This is a genomic window from Streptomyces xanthochromogenes (assembly GCF_014650455.1).
Classification (GTDB): domain Bacteria; phylum Actinomycetota; class Actinomycetes; order Streptomycetales; family Streptomycetaceae; genus Streptomyces; species Streptomyces xanthochromogenes.
In genome coordinates this window covers 262,474-282,397 of sequence record NZ_BMUZ01000001.1, presented here as the reverse complement: position 1 = coordinate 282,397, position 19,924 = coordinate 262,474, and the positions used below count along the sequence as shown (strand labels likewise).

Annotated in this window: 15 protein-coding genes; 11 read left to right on the top strand and 4 right to left on the bottom strand. The window is 68.6% G+C overall.

Annotation, left to right across the window (positions count from 1 at the left end; genetic code table 11):
• Positions 1-43: 43 nt before the first annotated feature.
• Positions 44-1,078: a glycosyl hydrolase family 18 protein gene (locus tag IE267_RS01250; RefSeq protein ID WP_229860551.1), complete on the top strand. Its 1,035-nt coding sequence runs from the start codon at positions 44-46 to the stop codon at positions 1,076-1,078.
• 7 nt (positions 1,079-1,085) lie between these two features.
• Here the strand turns inward: IE267_RS01250 and IE267_RS01245 are convergent, their stop codons facing one another.
• From IE267_RS01245 to IE267_RS01230, 4 genes are read right to left on the bottom strand one after another with little or no spacing between them, the layout of a single operon-like run.
• Complete coding sequence (locus IE267_RS01245) at positions 1,086-1,856, bottom strand: succinate dehydrogenase/fumarate reductase iron-sulfur subunit (protein ID WP_161246801.1); 771 nt, start codon at positions 1,854-1,856, stop codon at positions 1,086-1,088.
• Complete coding sequence (locus IE267_RS01240; protein WP_167157239.1) at positions 1,853-3,805, bottom strand: fumarate reductase/succinate dehydrogenase flavoprotein subunit; 1,953 nt, start codon at positions 3,803-3,805, stop codon at positions 1,853-1,855. Before IE267_RS01240 ends, IE267_RS01245 begins: the two co-directional genes overlap by 4 nt.
• Before the next feature lie 17 nt (positions 3,806-3,822).
• Positions 3,823-4,653, bottom strand: a complete 831-nt coding sequence (sdhC, locus tag IE267_RS01235; protein ID WP_189761901.1) for a succinate dehydrogenase subunit SdhC — start codon at positions 4,651-4,653, stop codon at positions 3,823-3,825.
• 18 nt (positions 4,654-4,671) lie between these two features.
• On the bottom strand, positions 4,672-4,968 hold the full coding sequence (locus IE267_RS01230) for an Rv0250c family protein (RefSeq protein ID WP_161246795.1): 297 nt from the start codon (positions 4,966-4,968) through the stop codon (positions 4,672-4,674).
• A 322-nt stretch (positions 4,969-5,290) separates the two neighbouring features.
• Between IE267_RS01230 and IE267_RS01225 the strand changes: the two genes are divergently transcribed.
• From IE267_RS01225 to IE267_RS01180, 10 genes are all read left to right on the top strand, one after another.
• A complete protein-coding gene (locus IE267_RS01225) occupies positions 5,291-7,624 on the top strand; it encodes an ABC transporter family substrate-binding protein (RefSeq protein ID WP_167157235.1) in 2,334 nt (777 codons plus the stop codon).
• Between the two features lie 290 nt (positions 7,625-7,914).
• Positions 7,915-9,822, top strand: a complete 1,908-nt coding sequence (gene typA / locus IE267_RS01220; protein ID WP_161246791.1) for a translational GTPase TypA — start codon at positions 7,915-7,917, stop codon at positions 9,820-9,822.
• Positions 9,823-10,307: 485 nt separating this feature from the next.
• Positions 10,308-11,939 carry a peptide ABC transporter substrate-binding protein gene (locus tag IE267_RS01215; RefSeq protein ID WP_167157233.1) on the top strand — a complete coding sequence of 544 codons (1,632 nt, stop codon included), beginning with the start codon at positions 10,308-10,310 and terminating at the stop codon, positions 11,937-11,939.
• A 141-nt stretch (positions 11,940-12,080) separates the two neighbouring features.
• Positions 12,081-13,010 (top strand): ABC transporter permease, encoded by a 930-nt coding sequence (locus tag IE267_RS01210; protein ID WP_161246789.1) that lies wholly within the window; start codon positions 12,081-12,083, stop codon positions 13,008-13,010.
• On the top strand, positions 13,003-13,944 hold the full coding sequence (locus IE267_RS40055; protein WP_161246787.1) for an ABC transporter permease: 942 nt from the start codon (positions 13,003-13,005) through the stop codon (positions 13,942-13,944). Before IE267_RS01210 ends, IE267_RS40055 begins: the two co-directional genes overlap by 8 nt.
• A 14-nt stretch (positions 13,945-13,958) precedes the next feature.
• Positions 13,959-15,017, top strand: a complete 1,059-nt coding sequence (locus tag IE267_RS01200; RefSeq protein ID WP_167157231.1) for an ABC transporter ATP-binding protein — start codon at positions 13,959-13,961, stop codon at positions 15,015-15,017.
• Positions 15,010-16,158: an ABC transporter ATP-binding protein gene (locus IE267_RS01195; protein WP_161255616.1), complete on the top strand. Its 1,149-nt coding sequence runs from the start codon at positions 15,010-15,012 to the stop codon at positions 16,156-16,158. Before IE267_RS01200 ends, IE267_RS01195 begins: the two co-directional genes overlap by 8 nt.
• 162 nt (positions 16,159-16,320) lie before the next feature.
• Complete coding sequence (locus tag IE267_RS01190) at positions 16,321-17,949, top strand: peptide ABC transporter substrate-binding protein (protein WP_189761900.1); 1,629 nt, start codon at positions 16,321-16,323, stop codon at positions 17,947-17,949.
• A gap of 80 nt (positions 17,950-18,029) precedes the next feature.
• A complete protein-coding gene (locus IE267_RS01185) occupies positions 18,030-18,953 on the top strand; it encodes an ABC transporter permease (RefSeq protein WP_161255611.1) in 924 nt (307 codons plus the stop codon).
• Positions 18,946-19,920, top strand: coding sequence for an ABC transporter permease (locus IE267_RS01180; RefSeq protein WP_167157227.1), 975 nt, complete (start codon positions 18,946-18,948; stop codon positions 19,918-19,920). The genes IE267_RS01185 and IE267_RS01180 overlap by 8 nt, the downstream gene beginning before the upstream one ends.
• Positions 19,921-19,924 lie beyond the last annotated feature (4 nt).

Below are 19,924 nucleotides of genomic sequence, written 5' to 3'. Positions count from 1 at the left end.
GCTAGGGTGGGCAGTTCGGCACCACAGGGGGAGAGGCACCGAAATGGCTGGGATACGTACGTGGTGGCGCGGCCGTGGGGGGCGCTGGACGCGCCGCGCGCTGCTGGCCGTGACGCTGGCCGTCGTCGTGCTGACGGCCGCCGCGGGAACGGCCCTGCGCGCCCAGTACGCGGGCGTCCCGGGCGACGACACCAGGACCCGGGGCCATGACGCGTACTGGCTGGGCCATGCCTGGGTCGACGGCCGCAAGGGCGACAAGGACCTCGACGCCTTCGCGGCGAAGGTGCGCGGCAGCGGGATCAAGGACCTCTTCGTCCACACCGGCCCGCTCGACCACGACGGCACCCTGCCCGCCGCCCGCTACCCCCGGGCCGGCTGGCTGGTCGCGGGGGTGCACCGCAGGCTGCCGAACGTGCGGGTGCAGGCCTGGCTGGGCGACGAGCTGGCGAGCGAGGGCCCGGTCGGGCTGCGGCTCGACAACGAAACGACCCGCACGTCGGTCGTCACCAGCGCCCGCCAGGTGCTCGACCGGGCCCGCTTCGACGGCGTCCACTTCGACCTGGAACCGCTGCCCTCGGGCGACCGGGACTATCTCGCCCTGCTCGACTCGCTGCACGCCCTCACGCGGGCGCGCGGCGCCCTGCTGTCCGTGGCCGCGCACCAGATAGACCCGCTGCCCGCCCTGCACACGGCCGCCGACGGCCTCACCGGGCACGGCAAGTGGTGGGCGCAGTCCTACTTCGGCCAAGTCGCCCGCCGGGTCGACCAGATCGCCGTGATGTCGTACGACACGGCCATGCCGGTGCAGAGCCTGTACGGCGGCTATGTCGCCCGGCAGACCGCACTCGCCCTTCAAGTCACCCCGAAACAGACCGACTTGCTGATGGGGCTGCCGTTCTACGACGACGAGACCCTGACCCACCACGGCTCCGCCGAGACCGTGGAGGCAGCCGTGCGAGGAGCCCGCCTCGGGCTCGCCCGCACCGACCGCCACCGCCAGAACTTCGGCGTCGCCCTGTACGTCGACTTCGCGGAGCGCGCGGACGACTGGGCGGCCTACCGCAGGGGCTGGAGCTGACGCACCGTCAAGAATCGCGCCGCCGGATCTTGTTGCCCAGCCACACCAGCGGGTCGTACTTGCGGTCCGCCGCCCGCTCCTTCAGCGGGATCAGCGCATTGTCGGTGATCTTGATGTGCTCGGGGCACACCTCCGTGCAGCACTTGGTGATGTTGCAGTAGCCCAGCCCGTGCTCGTCCTGCGCGGTCCGCTTGCGGTCGAGGCCGGTCTCCTCGGCGGCGTCCAGCGGATGCATGTCGAGTTCGGCGACGCGCATCAGGAAGCGCGGGCCCGCGAAGGCCGCCTTGTTCTCCTCGTGGTCCCGGACCACGTGGCAGGTGTCCTGGCACAGGAAGCACTCGATGCACTTGCGGAACTCCTGCGACCGCTCGACGTCGATCTGCCGCATCCGGTACTCGCCCGGCGCCACCCCCTTGGGCGGCACGAACGCCGGGACCTCCCGCGCCTTCGCGTAGTTGAAGGACACGTCCGTCACGAGATCGCGCACAACGGGGAAGGCCCGCAGGGGAGTCACCGTGATGACGTCCGCCGGGTCGAACACCGACATCCGCGTCATGCACATCAGGCGGGGCCGGCCGTTGACCTCCGCACTGCACGAACCGCACTTGCCCGCCTTGCAGTTCCAGCGCACCGCGAGATCGGGGGCCTGGGTCGCCTGGAGGCGGTGGATGATGTCGAGGACCACCTCGCCGTCGTTCACCTCGACCGTGAAGTCGGTGAGTTCACCGCCGCCGGTGTCGCCCCGCCACACCCGGAAGCTCGCATCGTACGTACTCAACTCTTCAGCTCCTCTTCGGCGAGGTACTTGACCAGCTCCTCCTTCTCGAAGAGGGAGAGCAGATCCGCGCGGACGGGGTCGGTCTCCTCGCGCACGAGCCGGATCTGGCCGCCCTCGGAGTCGGGCGGCGCCAGCCCCTCGGTGGGGTCGGCGAGATGGCAGAGCAGGTTCACCCGGCGCCAGGAGCGGTCCATGCCGGGCCAGTCCTCGCGGGTGTGGCCGCCACGGCTCTCGGTGCGCTCCAGGGCGGCCCGCGCCACGCACTCGCTCACCAGGAGCATGTTGCGCAGGTCGAGCGCGAGGTGCCAGCCCGGGTTGAACTGGCGGTGCCCCTCGACCCCGGCCCGCCGGGCCCGCGCGCGCAGCTCGGCGAGCTTGCGCAGCGCCTGGTGCATCTCGCCCTCCCGGCGGATGATCCCGACCAGGTCGTTCATGGCCTGCTGGAGCTCCTGGTGCAGGGTGTACGGGTTCTCGACGGGCGAGCCGTCCGCGGGGGCCTCGGCGCTGAAGGGGCGCAGCGCCTCGGCGGCGGCCGTGTCGATCTGGGCCTCGTCCACGGCCGGGCGGACGGCGAGCGAGGCCGTGTACTCGGCGGCGTGCAGCCCGGCCCGCCGGCCGAACACCAGCAGGTCGGAGAGCGAGTTGCCGCCGAGCCGGTTGGAGCCGTGCATTCCGCCGGCCACCTCACCGGCCGCGAACAGGCCCGGCACCCCGCGGGCCGCCGCGGTGTCGGACTCGACCGCGATGCCGCCCATCACGTAGTGGCAGGTGGGCCCGACCTCCATGGCCTCGGCCGTGATGTCCACGTCCGCCAGCTCCTTGAACTGGTGGTACATCGACGGCAGCCGACGCCGGATCACCTCGGCCGGCATCCGCGTCGAGACGTCGAGGAAGACGCCGCCGTGCGGGGTGCCCCGGCCGGCCTTCACCTCGGCGTTGATCGCGCGGGCGACCTCGTCGCGGGGGAGCAGCTCGGGCGGGCGGCGGTTGTGGTCCGGGTCCTCGTACCAGCGGTCGCCCTCCTCCTCGGACTCCGCGTACTTCTCCTTGAAGACGTCCGGCACGTAGTCGAACATGAACCGCTTGCCCTCGGAGTTGCGCAGCACCCCGCCGTCGCCGCGCACCGACTCGGTGACCAGGATGCCCTTCACCGAGGGCGGCCAGACCATCCCGGTGGGGTGGAACTGCACGAACTCCATGTTCAGGAGCGGCGCACCGGCGAGCAGTGCCAGCGCGTGGCCGTCGCCGGTGTACTCCCACGAGTTGGAGGTCACCTTGAAGGACTTGCCGATGCCGCCGGTGGCGAGGACCACCGCGGGCGCCTCCAGGACGAAGAACCGTCCGCTCTCGCGCTCGTAGCAGAACGCGCCGGAGACCCGGCCTTCGTCGGCGTGTCCGATGGTGGAGGAATCCTTCAACACCCGTGTGACCGTGCACTCCTGGAAGACCTTCAGGCGGGCCTCGTAGTCCCCGAACTCCTTCTTGTCCTCCTGCTGGAGGCTCACGATCTTCTGCTGGAGGGTGCGGATGAGCTCCAGGCCCGTACGGTCGCCGACGTGCGCGAGGCGCGGGTACTCGTGGCCGCCGAAGTTGCGCTGCGAGATGCGGCCGTCGGGGGTGCGGTCGAACAGGGCGCCCCAGGTCTCCAACTCCCATACCCGCTCGGGTGCTTCGCGCGCGTGCAGCTCCGCCATCCGCCACTGGTTGAGGAACTTGCCGCCGCGCATGGTGTCGCGGAAGTGGACCTGCCAGTTGTCCCCGGAGTTGACGTTGCCCATGGAGGCGGCGATGCCGCCCTCGGCCATCACCGTGTGCGCCTTGCCGAAGAGGGACTTGCAGATCACCGCGGTGCGGGCGCCCCGCTCGCGGGCCTCGATCGCGGCCCGCAGGCCGGCGCCGCCCGCGCCCACCACGACGACGTCCCACTGCTGCCGTTCCAGCTGAGTCATTCAGGCTGCCTTCATTTTTAGAAGAACCTCGGATCGTCGAACGCCCCGGTCGAGAGCAGGTACACATAGAAGTCGGCGAGCGCAACGCTGATCAACGAGGCCCAGGCCAACAGCATGTGACGCTCATTCAGCTTTCCGACCCAGCCCCAGAGCCGGTAGCGCACCGGGTGTTTGGAGAAGTGCCGCAGCCGGCCGCCGATGATGTGCCGGCAGGAGTGGCAGGACAGGGTGTACGTCCAGATCAGCGCGATGTTGATCAGGAAGAGGAGGCTGCCGAGCCCCATGTGGCCCCACCGGTAGTGCTCGTCGCGGAACGAGAGCGCGGTGTCGTAGGTGAGGATGCCCGCGACCACGACCGCGAAGTAGAAGAAGTACCGGTGGACGTTCTGCAGGACGAGCGGAAAGCGGGTCTCGCCCGAGTACTTCTTGTGCGGCTCGGCCACCGCGCACGCGGGCGGCGAGGCCCAGAAGCCCCGGTAGTACGCCTTGCGGTAGTAGTAGCAGGTCAGCCGGAAGCCGAGCGGGAAGATCAGGATGAGCAGCGCGGGGGACAGGCCCCACCAGCTGCCGAAGACGTCCGCGTTCGGGCCGTGCCGCATGGCCGCGCAGTTGTCGGCCAGGCACGGCGAGTAGAACGGCGAGACGTAGGGCGCGTGGTAGTAGTCCGCGTTCGCGAACGCCCGCCAGGTCGAGTACACGACGAAGGCCAGCAGTCCCGCGGCGGTCACGGCCGGGGCGAGCCACCACCGGTCGGTGCGCAGATGACGGGGTCCGATCGCGGCGCGCGAGGCGTCATGGACGCCGGTGCTGTCCCCCGTCAGGGGAGAGGGTTCCGTGCCTGTGGCCAAGAGTGGCTCCCGTGGAGGTCAGGGGGTGCGCCGGCCGCGGGACCGGGTGCTCCCGAGCCCTTCGTCGTCCGAATCGGTCCAGAGCGAGGTGTCGTACGGGGTGTCGGGGATGGTGACCAGGTCGGGTCCGGCCGCCGCCGGGCCGCTCGGCGCCGCCGCGCGGAGCAGGGCGAGGCTCTCGCGCAGATGGTCGGTGTCGGTCCGCACCCGCCGGATGTCCAGGCCGTGCCCGACCTGTTCCTCAAGCCGTCCGACGGTGCGTACGAGGTCGTCGAGGCAGCGCTGAGCCGCCGTCAACTCGTCCTGCAGGGACATGACTTGCCTGCCTTTCGCCGGAGCGGGTGGCAATGTTCATGCGCCTGAGAGTGTCGCGCCTCACATGCGCGGTTGTGAAGGTGCGTGCACGGGGTTGTGGGGTTGCGGATGCGTGGGGCGTCTCATATCGGCCCCGCATTCGAGACCGGCCGGTGCGGAGCGGCCGGATTCGCGGGTGCGTTCGGCCGCACGGGTGGGGTTCGGGGCGCGCTGCGCCGTGTCGCCGCCCCGGCAGGGGGGCCGTCCTCTTCAGTGGCTGGGATAGGTGTGATCATCGCGAAATGACATGAAGTCCCATAAATCTGACGAAGAGGTACAAGCCATGTCCCACGTCGGTGACCCGAACGGGAGGGCGCCCCGGATCGTCGCTGCGATCCGGACCGCGGCCTCCGTCCGGTCGCGCTCCGTCGCGCTCCTGACCACCGGAGTGCTCGCGCTCCCCGTGCTGCTGACCGGCTGCGGCTCCGCCGACAGCGGGACCGCGGCAGGCGCCGCACCCCAGGACATCGGGGCCGCGGCCCGGCAGAACGTCGCCGACGGGGGCACCCTGAAGTGGGCCGTCGACGCGATGCCCGAGACTCTCAACACCTTCCAGGCCGACGCCGACGCCGCCTCCCAGCGCGTCGCCCAGGCGGTACTGCCCGCGCTCTTCACGCTGGACCAGCGGGGCCGCCCGCAGCGCAACCCCGACTACCTGGAGTCGGCCGAGGTCGTCCAGCACGAGCCCAAGCAGGTCGTCCTGTACAAGCTCAACCAGAAGGCGGTGTGGAGCGACGGCCGCGAGATCGGTGCCCCCGACTTCGTCGCGCAGTGGCGCGCGCTCAGCGGCAAGGACTCGGCGTACTGGACCGCCCGCAACGCCGGGTACGAGCGCATCGAGAAGATCGAGAAGGGCGCCAACGACCTGGAGGTCAAGGTCACCTTCGCCAAGCCCTACGCGGACTGGCGCTCGCTGTTCAGTCCGCTCTACCCGAAGGACGTCACCGGCACCCCCGACGCCTTCAACGACGGCGCCCGCACGACCCTGAAGGCGACCGCGGGAGCCTTCCGGCTCAAGGCGGCCGACCGCGCCAAGGGCACGGTCACCCTGGACCGCAACCCCCGCTGGTGGGGCCGCCCCACCAAGCTGGACAGCCTGGTCCTGCAGGCCGTGCCGCGGGACAAGCGGGCCGCGGCGCTCGCCGACGGCAACGTGGACGTGGCCGAGATCGACCGCGCGGACGCCGACCGGATCACCCTCGCGGAACGCGACAAGGGGCAGGCCGTCACGCACGGCCCCGCCGCCGCCATCACGCCGGCCTCCGCGCTGCGCTCCTGGGCGATCGCCCACGGCGCCGAGGACGACAAGGCGGAGGCCGAGCACGAGGCCCGCAAGGAGAGCCGGGCCGCCATCGAGAAGTACGCCAGGGAGCAGGCGGGCCTGCGCGGCTTCGCCATTCGCAAGACCCTGGAGCCCGCCTACACCCAGCTCGCCCTGAACGGCGCCTCCGGGCCGCTCGCGGACGAGCGGGTCCGACGCGCGGTGGCCCGCGCGCTCAACCGCCAGGAGCTCGCCGAGGCCGTGCTCAAGCCGCTCGGCCTGCCCGCCCTGCCGCCCGGCAGCCACCTCGCGCTCGCCGGACAGGACGCGTACAGCGACAGCAGCGACGCGCTCGGCAGCCAGGACGAGAAGGAGGCGCGGGCGCTGCTCGCCGACGCCGGCTGGACCGCGGACGGCGCCCGGCAGAAGCCCAAGCAGGACGTCGCCAAGGCCGGCAGCAAGGCCGACGACGGTGCCGAGGACTCCGAGGACGGCAAGCGCCGGGACTCCGGCAACCACCCCGACGACGAGGGCACCTACATCGTCGGCGACGACAAGCCCGGCAGCTCCGGTGCCGCCGGCACCCATGTGCTCGCCCCGGCCCGCACCGCGGCGCAGCAGCAGGCCGCGCTGGTGCGCCAGGCCCGGCTCTTCGACGGCGAGCCGGCCGAGCAGGCGAGGAAGGACACCGGCAAGGACACCAAGACCGAGGCCCGCCCCAAGGGCGGCGCCCCCGGTGCCTACGCCCCGCAGGGCACGGCGGCCCCGGCCCCGCAGGGCGGCCCGCTCGGCAAGGACGGCAAGCCGCTCACCCTGCGCTTCGTCCTGCCCTCCGGCCCGGGCTCGGAGTCGCTGCGCGCCGTGGGCGACAAGATCGCCGCCATGCTGAAGGACGTCGGCATCAACACCGAGATCGTCAAGGTGGCCGACGACAGCTACTTCAAGGACCACATCGCGTCCGGGGACTTCGACCTGGCGCTGTACTCGTGGCCCGGCACGGCCTACCCGGCCACCGACGACCGGCCGATCTTCGCCAAGCCGGAGCCCGCGTCCGACGGCTCGCTGCTCGTCGAACAGAACTACAGCCGGGTCGGCACCGACCACATCGACCAGCTCTTCGAGCGCGCGGCCGGCGAACTGGACGAGGACGAGGCCCGGGACCTCGTCCGCCAGGCGGACGCCCGCATCTGGGCGGCGGCCGGCTCGATCCCGCTCTACCAGCGCCCCCAGCTGGTCGCGGTCAAGCCCAATGTGGCCAATGCGGGCGCCTTCGGCTTCGCGGCCCCGAATTTCGAGGACATCGGGTTCAAGAAGCCGGAAACGGCATCCGGCGGATCGGCGAACACTAAGAAGTAGAAGAGAAAACAAGCAGGTCACGGGCGTGGGGCCGATCGGCCCCCAAGCTCAGAACCTGCTCAAGTCCCTTGCCCGCCGGCCCCGCCGGCGGGCAAGGTCGTGTACGCCCCTGACCCAGGCTCAATCACGATGTGGCCCCCTGCAGGAGATCGGCACAGTCGGCCCGGGAGGCCGTCGGCGCGGCGGCCCCGTACCATGGGGTGAAGCCGTGGCCTGTCTGCCCGGCGGGCGGACGAGGACTCGACCGCGTCAGACGCCTGATCCCACGATCGAGAGAAGCGCTAGCCAGCATGCCCACGCGCCACGACATCCGTAACGTCGCCATCGTCGCCCACGTCGACCACGGCAAGACCACCCTGGTCGACGCCATGCTCAAGCAGGCCGGTGCCTTCGCCGCGCACGCCGCAGAGTCGCTCGACGACCGCATGATGGACAGCAACGATCTGGAGCGTGAGAAGGGCATCACGATCCTGGCCAAGAACACGGCCGTCAAGTACCACCCCAAGGATGGCGGCGACGTCATCACCATCAACATCATCGACACCCCGGGCCACGCCGACTTCGGTGGCGAGGTCGAGCGCGGTCTGTCGATGGTGGACGCGGTGGTCCTGCTCGTGGACGCCTCCGAGGGCCCGCTGCCGCAGACCCGCTTCGTGCTGCGCAAGGCGCTCCAGCAGCGCCTGCCCGTCATCCTGTGCATCAACAAGACGGACCGTCCGGACTCCCGGATCGACGAGGTCGTCAACGAGACGTACGACCTGTTCCTCGACCTGGACGCGGACGAGGACCAGATCGAGTTCCCGATCGTCTACGCCTGTGCCCGTGACGGCGTCGCCTCGCTGACCAAGCCGGAGAACGGCACGGTCCCGGCCGACAGCGACAACCTGGAGCCGTTCTTCTCGACGATCCTGTCGCACGTCCCGGCCCCCGAGTACGACGAGACCGCCCCCCTCCAGGCGCACGTCACCAACCTCGACGCCGACAACTTCCTCGGCCGCATCGCGCTGCTCCGCGTCGAGCAGGGCGAGCTGCGCAAGGGCCAGACGGTCGCGTGGATCAAGCGGGACGGCACGATCGCCAACGTCCGCATCACCGAGCTGATGATGACCGAGGCGCTCACCCGCAAGCCGGCCGAGATGGCGGGCCCCGGTGACATCTGCGCGGTCGCCGGTATCCCCGACATCATGATCGGCGAGACCCTGGCCGACCCGGAGAACCCGATCGCGCTGCCGCTGATCACGGTCGACCAGCCGGCCATCTCGATGACCATCGGCACCAACACCTCGCCGCTGGTCGGCCGTGGTGGTTCCGGCAAGGGCGCGGACGCCAAGTCGACGGTCAAGGACCGCAAGGTCACCGCCCGTCAGGTCAAGGACCGCCTCGACCGCGAGCTCATCGGCAACGTCTCGCTGCGCGTCCTGGACACCGAGCGTCCCGACGCCTGGGAGGTCCAGGGCCGTGGTGAGCTCGCGCTCGCCATCCTGGTCGAGCAGATGCGCCGCGAGGGCTTCGAGCTGACCATCGGCAAGCCGCAGGTGGTCACGAAGCAGGTCGACGGCAAGACCCACGAGCCGGTCGAGCGCCTGACGGTGGACGTCCCCGAGGAGCACATGGGCGCGGTCACGCAGCTCATGGGCGTCCGCAAGGGCCGCATGGACAACATGTCCAACCACGGCTCCGGCTGGGTCCGCATGGAGTTCGTCGTTCCCTCCCGCGGCCTCATCGGCTTCCGTACGGAGTTCCTGACGAACACCCGCGGCACCGGTATCGCCCACTCCATCCACGAGGGCCACGAGCCGTGGTTCGGCACCCTGACGACCCGTAACAACGGTTCGCTCGTGGCCGACCGCGCCGGTTCGGTCACCCCCTTCGCCATGATCAACCTGCAGGAGCGCGGTGTGCTGTTCACCGAGCCCGGCACCGAGGTCTACGAGGGCATGATCGTCGGTGAGAACTCGCGTGCCGACGACATGGACGTGAACATCACCAAGGAGAAGAAGCTCACCAACATGCGTGCCGCTTCCGCCGACAACACCGAGAACGTGGTGCCGGCGCGCAAGCTCTCCCTGGAGCAGTCCCTGGAGTTCTGCCGCGACGACGAGTGCGTCGAGGTGACCCCGGAGGCCGTGCGCATCCGCAAGGTCGTCCTGGACGCCAAGGAGCGCGGCCGCACCGCGTCCCGCGCCAAGCGCAACTGACGTACCCCGTACGCCCCGAAGCCCGGCCCCGCAGCAGCGGCGCCGGGCTTCGGCGTCGGTGCGGAGGTTTGGACGGCCGGGTACACACGCGTGGGTGATCATGGGCAAGGACCCCTCGCGCACGGGTGGTTGGCCTCTAGGGTCAAGTTGTTTTAAGGGACATCCTGTTCGGATATCGACCGTCGCTCTCCGGAAGATGTGTTAACGGTCCGTTTCGGGGGTGTCTGTCTGTGCTCACTTTGTCCGAATTTCGGGCCCTTGCCCGGTACTGATGTTGTCAAACCGAGACCCTTTAAGTGTGGTTTACAGCCCGGCCGTACTTAATAGTTGGCTCCATTGAGCTCGGGTCAATGGGTCACGCACTGTGGGGAGTGCCGACTCACGAGCACACTCGGGGTACTTGACGTAGAAGCGCTGTCAGGGGTGTCAGCGCGCGTAGAAGTACCCCTCTTGTAGTGACAAGTGGACTCATGAGGAGGAAACCCATGCGTGGTGCTACGAGCGCCAAGTGGGTCGCGGGAGCGGCAATCATCGCCCTGGCTGCGACCGCTTGTGGTGGCGGCAAGGACAGCACGGACAACTCGGGCGCGGCTGCGGACCCGGCAGGTGTCTTCAGCTACCAGAGCAGTGAACCGCAGCACCCGATCCAGCCGGCCAACGTGATGGAGACCGGCGGCGGCCGCATCACCGACGTCCTCTTCTCCAAGCTGGTCGACTTCGACCCGAAGTCCGGCGCGATCGAGAACGTCGTCGCCGACTCGATCAAGCAGGACGACGCCAGCCACTACACCATCAAGGTGAAGCAGGGCTGGACGTTCCACAACGGCGAGAAGGTCACCGCCAAGTCCTTCGTGGACGCCTGGAACTGGGGTGCCAACGCCAAGAACGCCCAGCAGAACGCTTCGTGGTTCTCGGACATCAAGGGCTACGACGAGGTCCACCCGGAGAAGGGTGACCCGAAGTCCGACAAGATGTCGGGTCTGTCCACCCCGGACGACTACACGATCAAGGTCGAGCTCGCCAACCCGGCTCCGTACTGGACCTACAAGCTCGGTTACAGCGCCTTCTCGCCGCTGCCGTCGGTCTTCTACACGAACCCGAAGAAGTACGGCGAAGAGCCCATCGGCAACGGCCCGTACCAGTTCGTGAAGTGGAACCACAACCAGGACTTCCTCACCAAGGCCTACGACAAGTACGCCGGTGCGGACAAGCCGAAGAACGGTGGTGTGGACTTCAAGTTCTACACGACCTCCGAGGCCGCCTATAAGGACACGGTCTCCAACAACCTGGACGTGCTCGACCAGGTCGCCCCGAGCGGCATGGCCACGTACCACCAGGACCTCGGCAAGCGCGCCGTGGACGCCCCGCAGAACTCGATCCAGACGATCGCCGTCGCGGCCTACTCGCCGACGATCAAGGGTCTGAAGGACCGCGGCAAGTTCATGCAGGGCATCTCGATGGCGATCGACCGGGACACCATCACCAAGACGGTGCTCCAGGGCTCGCGTACCCCGGCCACCGGCTTCGTGCCGCCGGCCGTCAAGGGCTACTCCGCCGACGCCTGTGGTGAGTTCTGCAAGTACAACCCCACCAAGGCCAAGGAGCTCGTCACCGAGGCCGGCGGCGCCAACGCCACCATCTCGGTCCTCTACAACGCCGACGGCGGCCACAAGGAGTGGGTGACGGCGGTCTGCTCCAACATCACGCAGGCCACCGGCGTCAAGTGCGAGAGCGACTCCAAGGCGGACTTCAAGACCACCCTGGACGTCCGCACCAACAAGAAGGTCCAGAGCTTCTACCGCTCGGGCTGGGTGCAGGACTACCCGCTGAACGCCAACTTCCTCAAGGACCTGTACGGCACCACCGCCGCGGGTAACGAGGGCGGCTACTCGAACAAGACGTTCGACGACCTGACGGGCAAGGCCGACAAGGCCGCGTCCCTGGACGAGTCGGTCAAGCTGTACCAGGACGCCGAGAAGTCGCTCTACGCCGACATGCCGGCCATCCCGCTCTGGTACTACAAGACGAACGCCGGCTACTCGGCCAACGTCAAGAACGTCACGTACGACACCTTCGGCAAGCCGGTCTTCACCGCCGTCGAGGTTCTGAAGAAGTAGCGAACAGGCCGCTAACGGTCGATCCACCCCGGCGTTCCGACATCGCGTCGGCGCCACACCGTTCGCGCAGGGCAGCCGGCCCGCCCCTCCCACGAGGAGCGGGGCGGGCCGGCTGCTGCAGCGGCTGACTATGGAGGCTCGATGGGGCGCTACGTCGCAAGGCGACTGCTCCAGATGATCCCGGTGTTCATCGGGACCACTCTGCTCATCTTTCTGATGGTGTACTCACTTCCCGGCGACCCCGTCCGGGCTCTGTGGGGCGACAGACCTGCCGACCCGCAGGCGATGGCGCGGCTGCGCCACGAGTACTGGTTCGACCGGCCGGTCCTCGCGCAGTACTGGCACTATCTCAGCAACGTCGTGACCGGCGACTTCGGCACCAGCTTCGTCACCGGCCGTAAGGTGATCGACGTCATGGCCGAGACCTTCCCGGTGACGGTCCGGCTGGCACTGGTCGCTTTCGCCGTCGAGGTTGTAGTGGGCCTTTCGCTGGGCCTCCTGGCCGGCCTGAACCGCGGCAAGACCTGGGACAAGCTGGTGCTCGTGATCACGCTGCTGCTGATCTCGATCCCGATCTTCGTCCTCGGCTTCATCTTCCAGACGATCTTCGCGGACCAACTCGGCTGGGTCACCCCGACCGTGCAGAACTCCGACGACATCTCGCAGCTGATCCTGCCGGGCGTGGTGCTCGGTTCGCTGTCGTTCGCCTATATCGCGCGACTCAGCAGAACCTCGCTCGCCGAGAACCTGCGGGCGGACTACATCCGCACCGCCATCGCCAAGGGCCTGCCGCGCCGTCGCGTCGTGGGCGTCCACCTGATGCGCAACTCGCTCATCCCGGTGGTCACCTTCCTCGGAACCGACCTCGGCGCCCTGATGGGCGGCGCGATCGTGACCGAGGGCATCTTCAACGTGCACGGCATCGGCAACACGCTGTACCGGTCGATCAATCAGTCGGACAACGCCACGGTGGTCGGCATCGTGACGATCCTCGTGATCGTCTACCTGCTCTCCAGCCTCCTGGTCGACCTGCTGTACGCCGCTCTGGACCCGAGGATCCGCTATGCCTGAGACCCTCAACAAGGCTTCCGCCGGGGCCGCCGAGACACCGGCCGTCACCCCCGTGCCCGTCGCCGCGGAAAAGCCCCGCAGCCTCTGGTCGGACGCGTGGCGGGACCTGCGCCGCAACCCGGTCTTCGTCATCTCCGCCGTCCTGATCGTCTTCCTGCTGGTGGTGGCGGCCTTCCCAGGCCTCTTCACCTCGGTCGACCCGGACCACGCCGACCTCGGCAAGCACTACCTGGGTGTGCCGAGCTACAGCCACTTCTTCCAGGAGGACTGGTTCGGCTACGACGTCCAGGGGCGCAGCATCTTCGCGCGCGTCCTGTTCGGCGCCCGGGCCTCGATCATCGTCGGCGTCTGCGTCACGCTCTTCGTGACCCTGCTCGGCGGTCTGGTCGGCATGCTGGCCGGCTACTTCGGCGGCTGGTTCGACTCGCTGCTCTCCCGGATCACGGACGTGTTCTTCGGCATCCCGCTGCTGCTCGGCGCGATCGTCGTCCTGAACGCCTTCACCCACCGCACCATCTGGACCGTGGTCCTCGCGCTCGGCATCCTCGGCTGGACCCAGCTCGCGCGTGTCATGCGCGGTTCGGTGCTCACGGTCAAGCAGGCCGACTACGTGCAGGCCGCCAAGGCGCTCGGCGCGGGCACCGGCCGGATCATGTTCCGGCACATCCTGCCGAACGCGATCGCCCCGGTGATCGTCGTCGCCACCATCGCGCTCGGCGGTTACATCGCCGCCGAGGCGACGCTGTCCTTCCTCGGTATCGGGCTTCCGCCCAGCACCGTCTCCTGGGGCAACGACATCTCGTCCGGCCAGACCGTCATCCGTACCGCCCCGCACGTGCTGTTCTTCCCCAGCGCCATGCTGAGCCTCACGGTGCTCGCGTTCATCATGCTCGGTGACGCGGTGCGCGACGCTCTCGACCCGAAGCTGCGCTGAGGAGGGCGTACGACGTGACCATCATTGAAGAATCCGCGACCGTCCCGGCGCCCCGTGCGGGCGACGACAAGGGCGGCCCGCTGCTCGAAGTCCGGGACCTGCACGTCGAGTTCCACACCCGCGACGGTGTGGCCAAGGCAGTCAACGGCGTCAACTACAGCGTCGACGCGGGCGAGACGCTCGCCGTGCTCGGCGAGTCCGGCTCCGGCAAGTCCGTGACCGCGCAGGCGATCATGGGCATCCTGGACATGCCGCCCGGCAAGATCCCGCAGGGCGAGATCCTGTTCCGCGGCCAGGACATGCTGAAGATGTCCGCCGAGGAGCGCCGCGCCATCCGTGGCCGGAAGATCGCGATGATCTTCCAGGACGCGCTCTCCGCGCTGAACCCGGTGCTGAGCGTCGGCTACCAGCTCGGCGAGATGTTCCGGGTGCACCAGGGCCTGTCCAAGAAGGACGCCAAGGTCAAGGCCATCGAGCTGATGGACCGGGTCAAGATCCCGGCCGCCGCGGCCCGGGTCAGCGACTACCCGCACCAGTTCTCCGGCGGCATGCGCCAGCGCATCATGATCGCCATGGCGCTGGCCCTTGAGCCGGACCTGATCATCGCGGACGAGCCGACCACCGCGCTCGACGTGACGGTCCAGGCCCAGGTCATGGACCTGCTCGCGGAGCTCCAGCGCGAGTTCAACATGGGCCTGATCCTGATCACCCACGACCTCGGCGTGGTCGCCGACGTCGCGGACAAGATCGCGGTGATGTACGCGGGCCGGATCGTCGAGCAGGCCCCGGTGCACGAGATCTACAAGCGCCCGGCACACCCGTACACCAAGGGTCTCCTGGAGTCGATCCCGCGCCTGGACCACAAGGGCCAGGAGCTCTTCGCGATCAAGGGCCTGCCGCCCAACCTGATGAAGATTCCGGGCGGTTGTGCGTTCAACCCGCGCTGCACCATGGCGCAGGACGTGTGCCGCACCGACATCCCGGTGCTGCACCAGGTGACCGAGCAGGACGGCACCGATCTGGTCGGCCGCGGCAGCGCCTGCCACTTCTGGAAGGAGACGATCCATGGCTGAGCTCGACAAGAAGGACGAGGCCGTGGACGCCACCCCCAACGTCACCGACATCGTCAAGGTGGACGCCTCCACGACCACCGAGGTCGAGGCGATCCTCGACGCTCCGGTCGACCGGGGTGAGCCGATCCTCCAGGTCCGCAATCTGGTCAAGCACTTCCCGCTGACCAGCGGCATCCTGTTCCGTCGGCAGGTCGGCGCGGTCAAGGCCGTCGACGGGGTCTCCTTCGACCTGTACCAGGGCGAGACCCTGGGCATCGTCGGCGAGTCCGGCTGCGGCAAGTCCACCGTCGCCCGGCTGCTGATGACGCTGGAGCGGGCGACCGCCGGCGAGGTCTTCTACAAGGGCCAGGACATCACCAAGCTGTCCGGCCGCGCCCTGAAGGCCGTGCGCCGCAACATCCAGATGGTGTTCCAGGACCCGTACACCTCGCTGAACCCGCGCATGACGGTCGGCGACATCATCGGCGAGCCCTTCGACATCCACCCCGAGGTGGCTCCCAAGGGCGACCGGCGCCGCAAGGTCCAGGAGCTCCTGGACGTCGTGGGTCTGAACCCGGAGTACATCAACCGCTACCCGCACCAGTTCTCCGGCGGTCAGCGCCAGCGCATCGGCATCGCCCGCGGCCTGGCCCTCAACCCCGAGATCATCATCTGCGACGAGCCGGTCTCCGCCCTGGACGTGTCCGTCCAGGCCCAGGTCATCAACCTGATGGAGAAGCTGCAGAACGAGTTCAACCTGTCGTACGTCTTCATCGCGCACGACCTGTCGATCGTTCGGCACATCTCCGACCGGGTCGGCGTGATGTACCTCGGCAAGATGGCCGAGATCGGCACCGACGAGCAGATCTACGAGCACCCGACGCACCCCTACACCCAGGCGCTGCTCTCCGCCGTCCCGGTCCCCGACCCGGAGGCGCGCGAGCACCGCGAGCGGATCATCCTCACCGGAGACGTCCCCTCGCCCGCCAACCCGCCGTCGGGCTGCCGCTTCCGCACCCGGTGCTGGAAGGCGGAGGACCGCTGCTCCACCGAGGTCCCGCTCCTTGCGATCCCGGAGCGCTTCCAGGGTCTGGACAGCCCGGTGGCACACGAGTCGGCGTGCCACTTCGCCGAAGAGAAGGACGTTGTCGGCGCCGCCTGACAACCAGCACGCACGGGTGGGCCCGCGGTTCCTGACGGAATCGCGGGCCCACCCGTCTGTGCGCCCGTACGGCGCTGGTAAAGGTGCGGTCCCTCCGCTTCCGGGGTGATATTTGGGCCTAAGTGAGACTTAGGCCTCAAGTTGGACTCTAGGGAGGACTCCATGCGCGGAGCCACGCACGCCAAGTGGGCCGCAGGTGCGGTGATCGTCGCCCTCGCGGCGACCGCCTGCGGTGGTGGGGGGAGCGGTGGCGGCGGTGGCGCCGACGGAATCGTCAGTTCCTCCTGGGGCGACCCGCAGAACCCGCTGGAGCCCGCCAACACCAACGAGGTGCAGGGCGGCAAGGTCCTCGACATGCTGATGCGCGGTCTCAAGCGGTACGACCCGAAGACCGGCGAGGCCAAGAACATGCTCGCCGCGTCGATCGACACCTCGGACTCGGAGAACTTCAAGGTCACGCTCAAGGACGGCTGGACGTTCTCCAACGGCGAGAAGGTCACCGCCAAGTCCTTCGTGGACGCCTGGAACTACGGCGCGAACCTGAAGAACAACCAGAAGAACGCCTCGATGTTCGCCTACATCGACGGCTTCGACCAGATCCACCCCAAGAGCGGCAGTCCGGCCACGGACACCATGTCCGGCCTCAAGGTCGTCGACGACAAGACCTTCACGGTCAAGCTCAACCAGAAGTTCTCCACCTGGCCCGACACCCTCGGCTACCCCGCGTTCGCGCCGCTGCCCCGCGCGTTCTTCGACAACCACGCGGCCTGGCTCTCCAAGCCGGTCGGCAACGGCCCGTACACGGTGGACTCGTACACCAAGGGCTCGAAGCTCTCGATGCGCAAGTGGGCCGGGTACATGGGCGAGGACAAGGCGCAGAACGGCGGCATCGACCTCAAGGTCTACACCGACAACAACACCGCCTACACCGATCTGACGGCCGGCAACCTCGACCTCGTCGACGACGTGCCCGCCTCCCAGCTCAAGAACGTCAAGGCGGACCTCGGCGACCGGTACATCAACACTCCGGCCGGCATCATCCAGACACTCGCCTTCCCGTACTACGACGCCGCCTGGAACACCCCGAACGCGGCCAAGGTGCGCAAGGGCATCTCGCGGGCGATCAACCGGAAGCAGATCACCGAAACCATCTTCCAGAAGACCCGCACCCCCGCCACCGACTGGACCTCGCCCGTGCTCGGCGAGGCCGGCGGCTACAAGGCCGGGCTCTGCGGGGACGGCTGCGACTACAACCCCACCGAGGCCAAGAAGCTCATCGCCGACGGCGGCGGTATCCCCGGCGGGCAGCTGAAGATCTCGTACAACGCGGACACCGGCTCGCACAAGGAATGGGTCGACGCGGTCTGCAACAGCATCAACAACGCGCTGGGCAACGACCGGGCGTGCGTGGGCGGCCCGGTCGGCACCTTCGCCGACTTCCGCAGCCAGATCACCCAGTCCAAGATGAGCGGCCCCTTCCGGGCGGGCTGGCAGATGGACTATCCGCTGATCCAGAACTTCCTCCAGCCGCTGTACTACACCGGCGCCTCCTCCAACGACGGCAAGTGGACCAACGCCGATTTCGACAAGCTGGTCGACCAGGCCAACGCCGAGACCGACAAGGCCAAGGCCGTCTCCACCTTCCAGCAGGCCGAAGGGGTCGTACGGGACCAGATGGCCGCCATCCCGCTCTGGTACCAGAACGGCAGCGCCGGCTACTCGACCCGCATCTCCAACGTCTCCCTGAACCCGTTCAGCGTGCCGGTCTACGACCAGATCAAGGTCAGCTGACGCCGTAGCTGCCCGGCCCGGCGTGCAACTTGGCGCCGGGCCACGGCCGTTGAGAGTTCCGACGACCCCCGGAGGGCCTCATGGGACGGTATGTGATCCGGCGTCTGCTCCAGATGATCCCGGTCTTCTTCGGGGCGACGCTGCTGATCTTCCTGATGGTGAACGTGATGGGCGACCCGATCGCGGGGCTGTGCGGCGACAAGGCGTGCGACCCCTCCACCGCCGCCCAGCTCAAGAAGGAGTTCGGCCTCGACAAGCCGGTGTGGCAGCAATACCTGACGTACATGGGGAACGTGTTCACCGGCGACTTCGGCACCGCGTTCAACGGGCAGAAGGTCACCGAGCTGATGTCCGCCGCCTTCCCCGTCACCATCCGCCTCACCATCGTGGCGATCCTCTTCGAGATCGTCATCGGCATCAGCCTCGGCGTGGTCACCGGACTGCGCCGCGGCCGCCCGGTCGACACCGTGGTCCTGATGCTGACCCTCGTCGTCATCGCCATCCCCGTCTTCGTCACGGGGCTGCTGCTCCAGCTGCTGCTCGGCGTCGAGTGGGGGGTCGTCAAACCCACGGTCCAGCCCGAGGCCCCCTTCAACGAACTCCTCATCCCGGGGCTCGTGCTGGCGTCGGTCTCGCTGGCGTACGTCACCCGGCTGACCCGGACCTCGATCGCCGAGAACGCCCGCGCCGACTACGTCCGCACCGCCATCGCCAAGGGGCTGCCGCGGCGGCGGGTGATCACCCGGCATCTGCTGCGCAACTCGCTGATCCCCGTCGTCACGTTCATCGGCACCGATGTGGGCGCCCTGATGGGCGGCGCGATCGTCACCGAGCGGATCTTCAACATCCACGGCGTCGGCTACCAGCTCTACCAGGGCATCCTGCGCCAGAGCACCCAGACGGTGGTCGGCTTCGTGACGGTGCTCGTCCTGGTCTTCCTGATCGCCAACCTCATCGTCGATCTTCTGTACGCCGTACTCGACCCGAGGATCCGCTATGCCTGAGCCTTACGACGACGGAGCGATCGCCGGTACGGGGGCCGGCGGGGCGATGGACCTCGCGGCGAGCGAGGCGACCACGCTGGAGCGCACCCCGGGCGGCCCGCAGGGCACCGGACCCGCCGAGAAGCCACGCTCGCTCTGGTCGGACGCCTGGCGCGACCTGCGGCGCAATCCCGTCTTCATCATCTCGTCGCTGGTCATCCTCTTCCTGGTCGTCATCTCGCTGTGGCCCTCCCTGATCGCCAGTGGCAACCCGCTCCAGTGCGACCTCGCCAAGGCACAGGAGGGCTCCCAGCCCGGCCATCCCTTCGGCTACAACGGGCAGGGCTGCGACGTCTACACGCGGACCGTCTACGGCGCCCGCACCTCGGTCACCGTCGGCGTGTGCACCACCCTCGGCGTCGCGCTGTTCGGCTCGTTCGTGGGCGGGCTCGCCGGGTTCTTCGGCGGCGGCTGGGACGCGCTGCTCTCCCGCGTCACCGACATCTTCTTCGGCATCCCCGTCGTCCTCGGCGGCCTGGTGTTCCTCTCGGTGGTCACCTCCTCCACCGTGTGGCCGGTCATCGGCTTCATGATCCTGCTCGGCTGGCCGCAGATCGCCCGCATCGCCCGCGGCTCGGTGATCACGGCCAAGCAGAACGACTACGTCCAGGCGGCCCGCGCGCTGGGCGCCTCCAACTCCCGCATGCTGCTGCGCCACATCGCGCCCAACGCGGTCGCCCCGGTCATCGTGGTGGCCACCATCGCGCTCGGCACCTACATCGCCCTGGAGGCGACGCTGTCCTACCTCGGCGTCGGCCTCAAGCCTCCCACCGTCTCCTGGGGCATCGACATCTCGGCCGCCTCGCAGTACATCCGCAACGCCCCGCACATGCTGCTCTGGCCCGCCGGCGCGCTGGCGATCACGGTGCTCGCGTTCATCATGCTCGGCGACGCGGTGCGCGACGCCCTCGACCCCAAGCTGCGTTGAGGAG

What these genes read in the sequence shown, in the direction of transcription:
- IE267_RS01250 (WP_229860551.1), top strand. Translation starts at nt 44, where the DNA reads ATGGCTGGGATACGTACGTGGTGGCGCGGCCGTGGGGGGCGCTGGACG.
- IE267_RS01240 (WP_167157239.1), bottom strand. Translation starts at nt 3,805, where the DNA reads ATGACTCAGCTGGAACGGCAGCAGTGGGACGTCGTCGTGGTGGGCGCG.
- IE267_RS01230 (WP_161246795.1), bottom strand. Translation starts at nt 4,968, where the DNA reads ATGTCCCTGCAGGACGAGTTGACGGCGGCTCAGCGCTGCCTCGACGAC.
- IE267_RS01225 (WP_167157235.1), top strand. Translation starts at nt 5,291, where the DNA reads ATGTCCCACGTCGGTGACCCGAACGGGAGGGCGCCCCGGATCGTCGCT.
- typA (WP_161246791.1), top strand. Translation starts at nt 7,915, where the DNA reads ATGCCCACGCGCCACGACATCCGTAACGTCGCCATCGTCGCCCACGTC.
- IE267_RS01215 (WP_167157233.1), top strand. Translation starts at nt 10,308, where the DNA reads ATGCGTGGTGCTACGAGCGCCAAGTGGGTCGCGGGAGCGGCAATCATC.
- IE267_RS01210 (WP_161246789.1), top strand. Translation starts at nt 12,081, where the DNA reads ATGGGGCGCTACGTCGCAAGGCGACTGCTCCAGATGATCCCGGTGTTC.
- IE267_RS40055 (WP_161246787.1), top strand. Translation starts at nt 13,003, where the DNA reads ATGCCTGAGACCCTCAACAAGGCTTCCGCCGGGGCCGCCGAGACACCG.
- IE267_RS01195 (WP_161255616.1), top strand. Translation starts at nt 15,010, where the DNA reads ATGGCTGAGCTCGACAAGAAGGACGAGGCCGTGGACGCCACCCCCAAC.
- IE267_RS01190 (WP_189761900.1), top strand. Translation starts at nt 16,321, where the DNA reads ATGCGCGGAGCCACGCACGCCAAGTGGGCCGCAGGTGCGGTGATCGTC.
- IE267_RS01185 (WP_161255611.1), top strand. Translation starts at nt 18,030, where the DNA reads ATGGGACGGTATGTGATCCGGCGTCTGCTCCAGATGATCCCGGTCTTC.
- IE267_RS01180 (WP_167157227.1), top strand. Translation starts at nt 18,946, where the DNA reads ATGCCTGAGCCTTACGACGACGGAGCGATCGCCGGTACGGGGGCCGGC.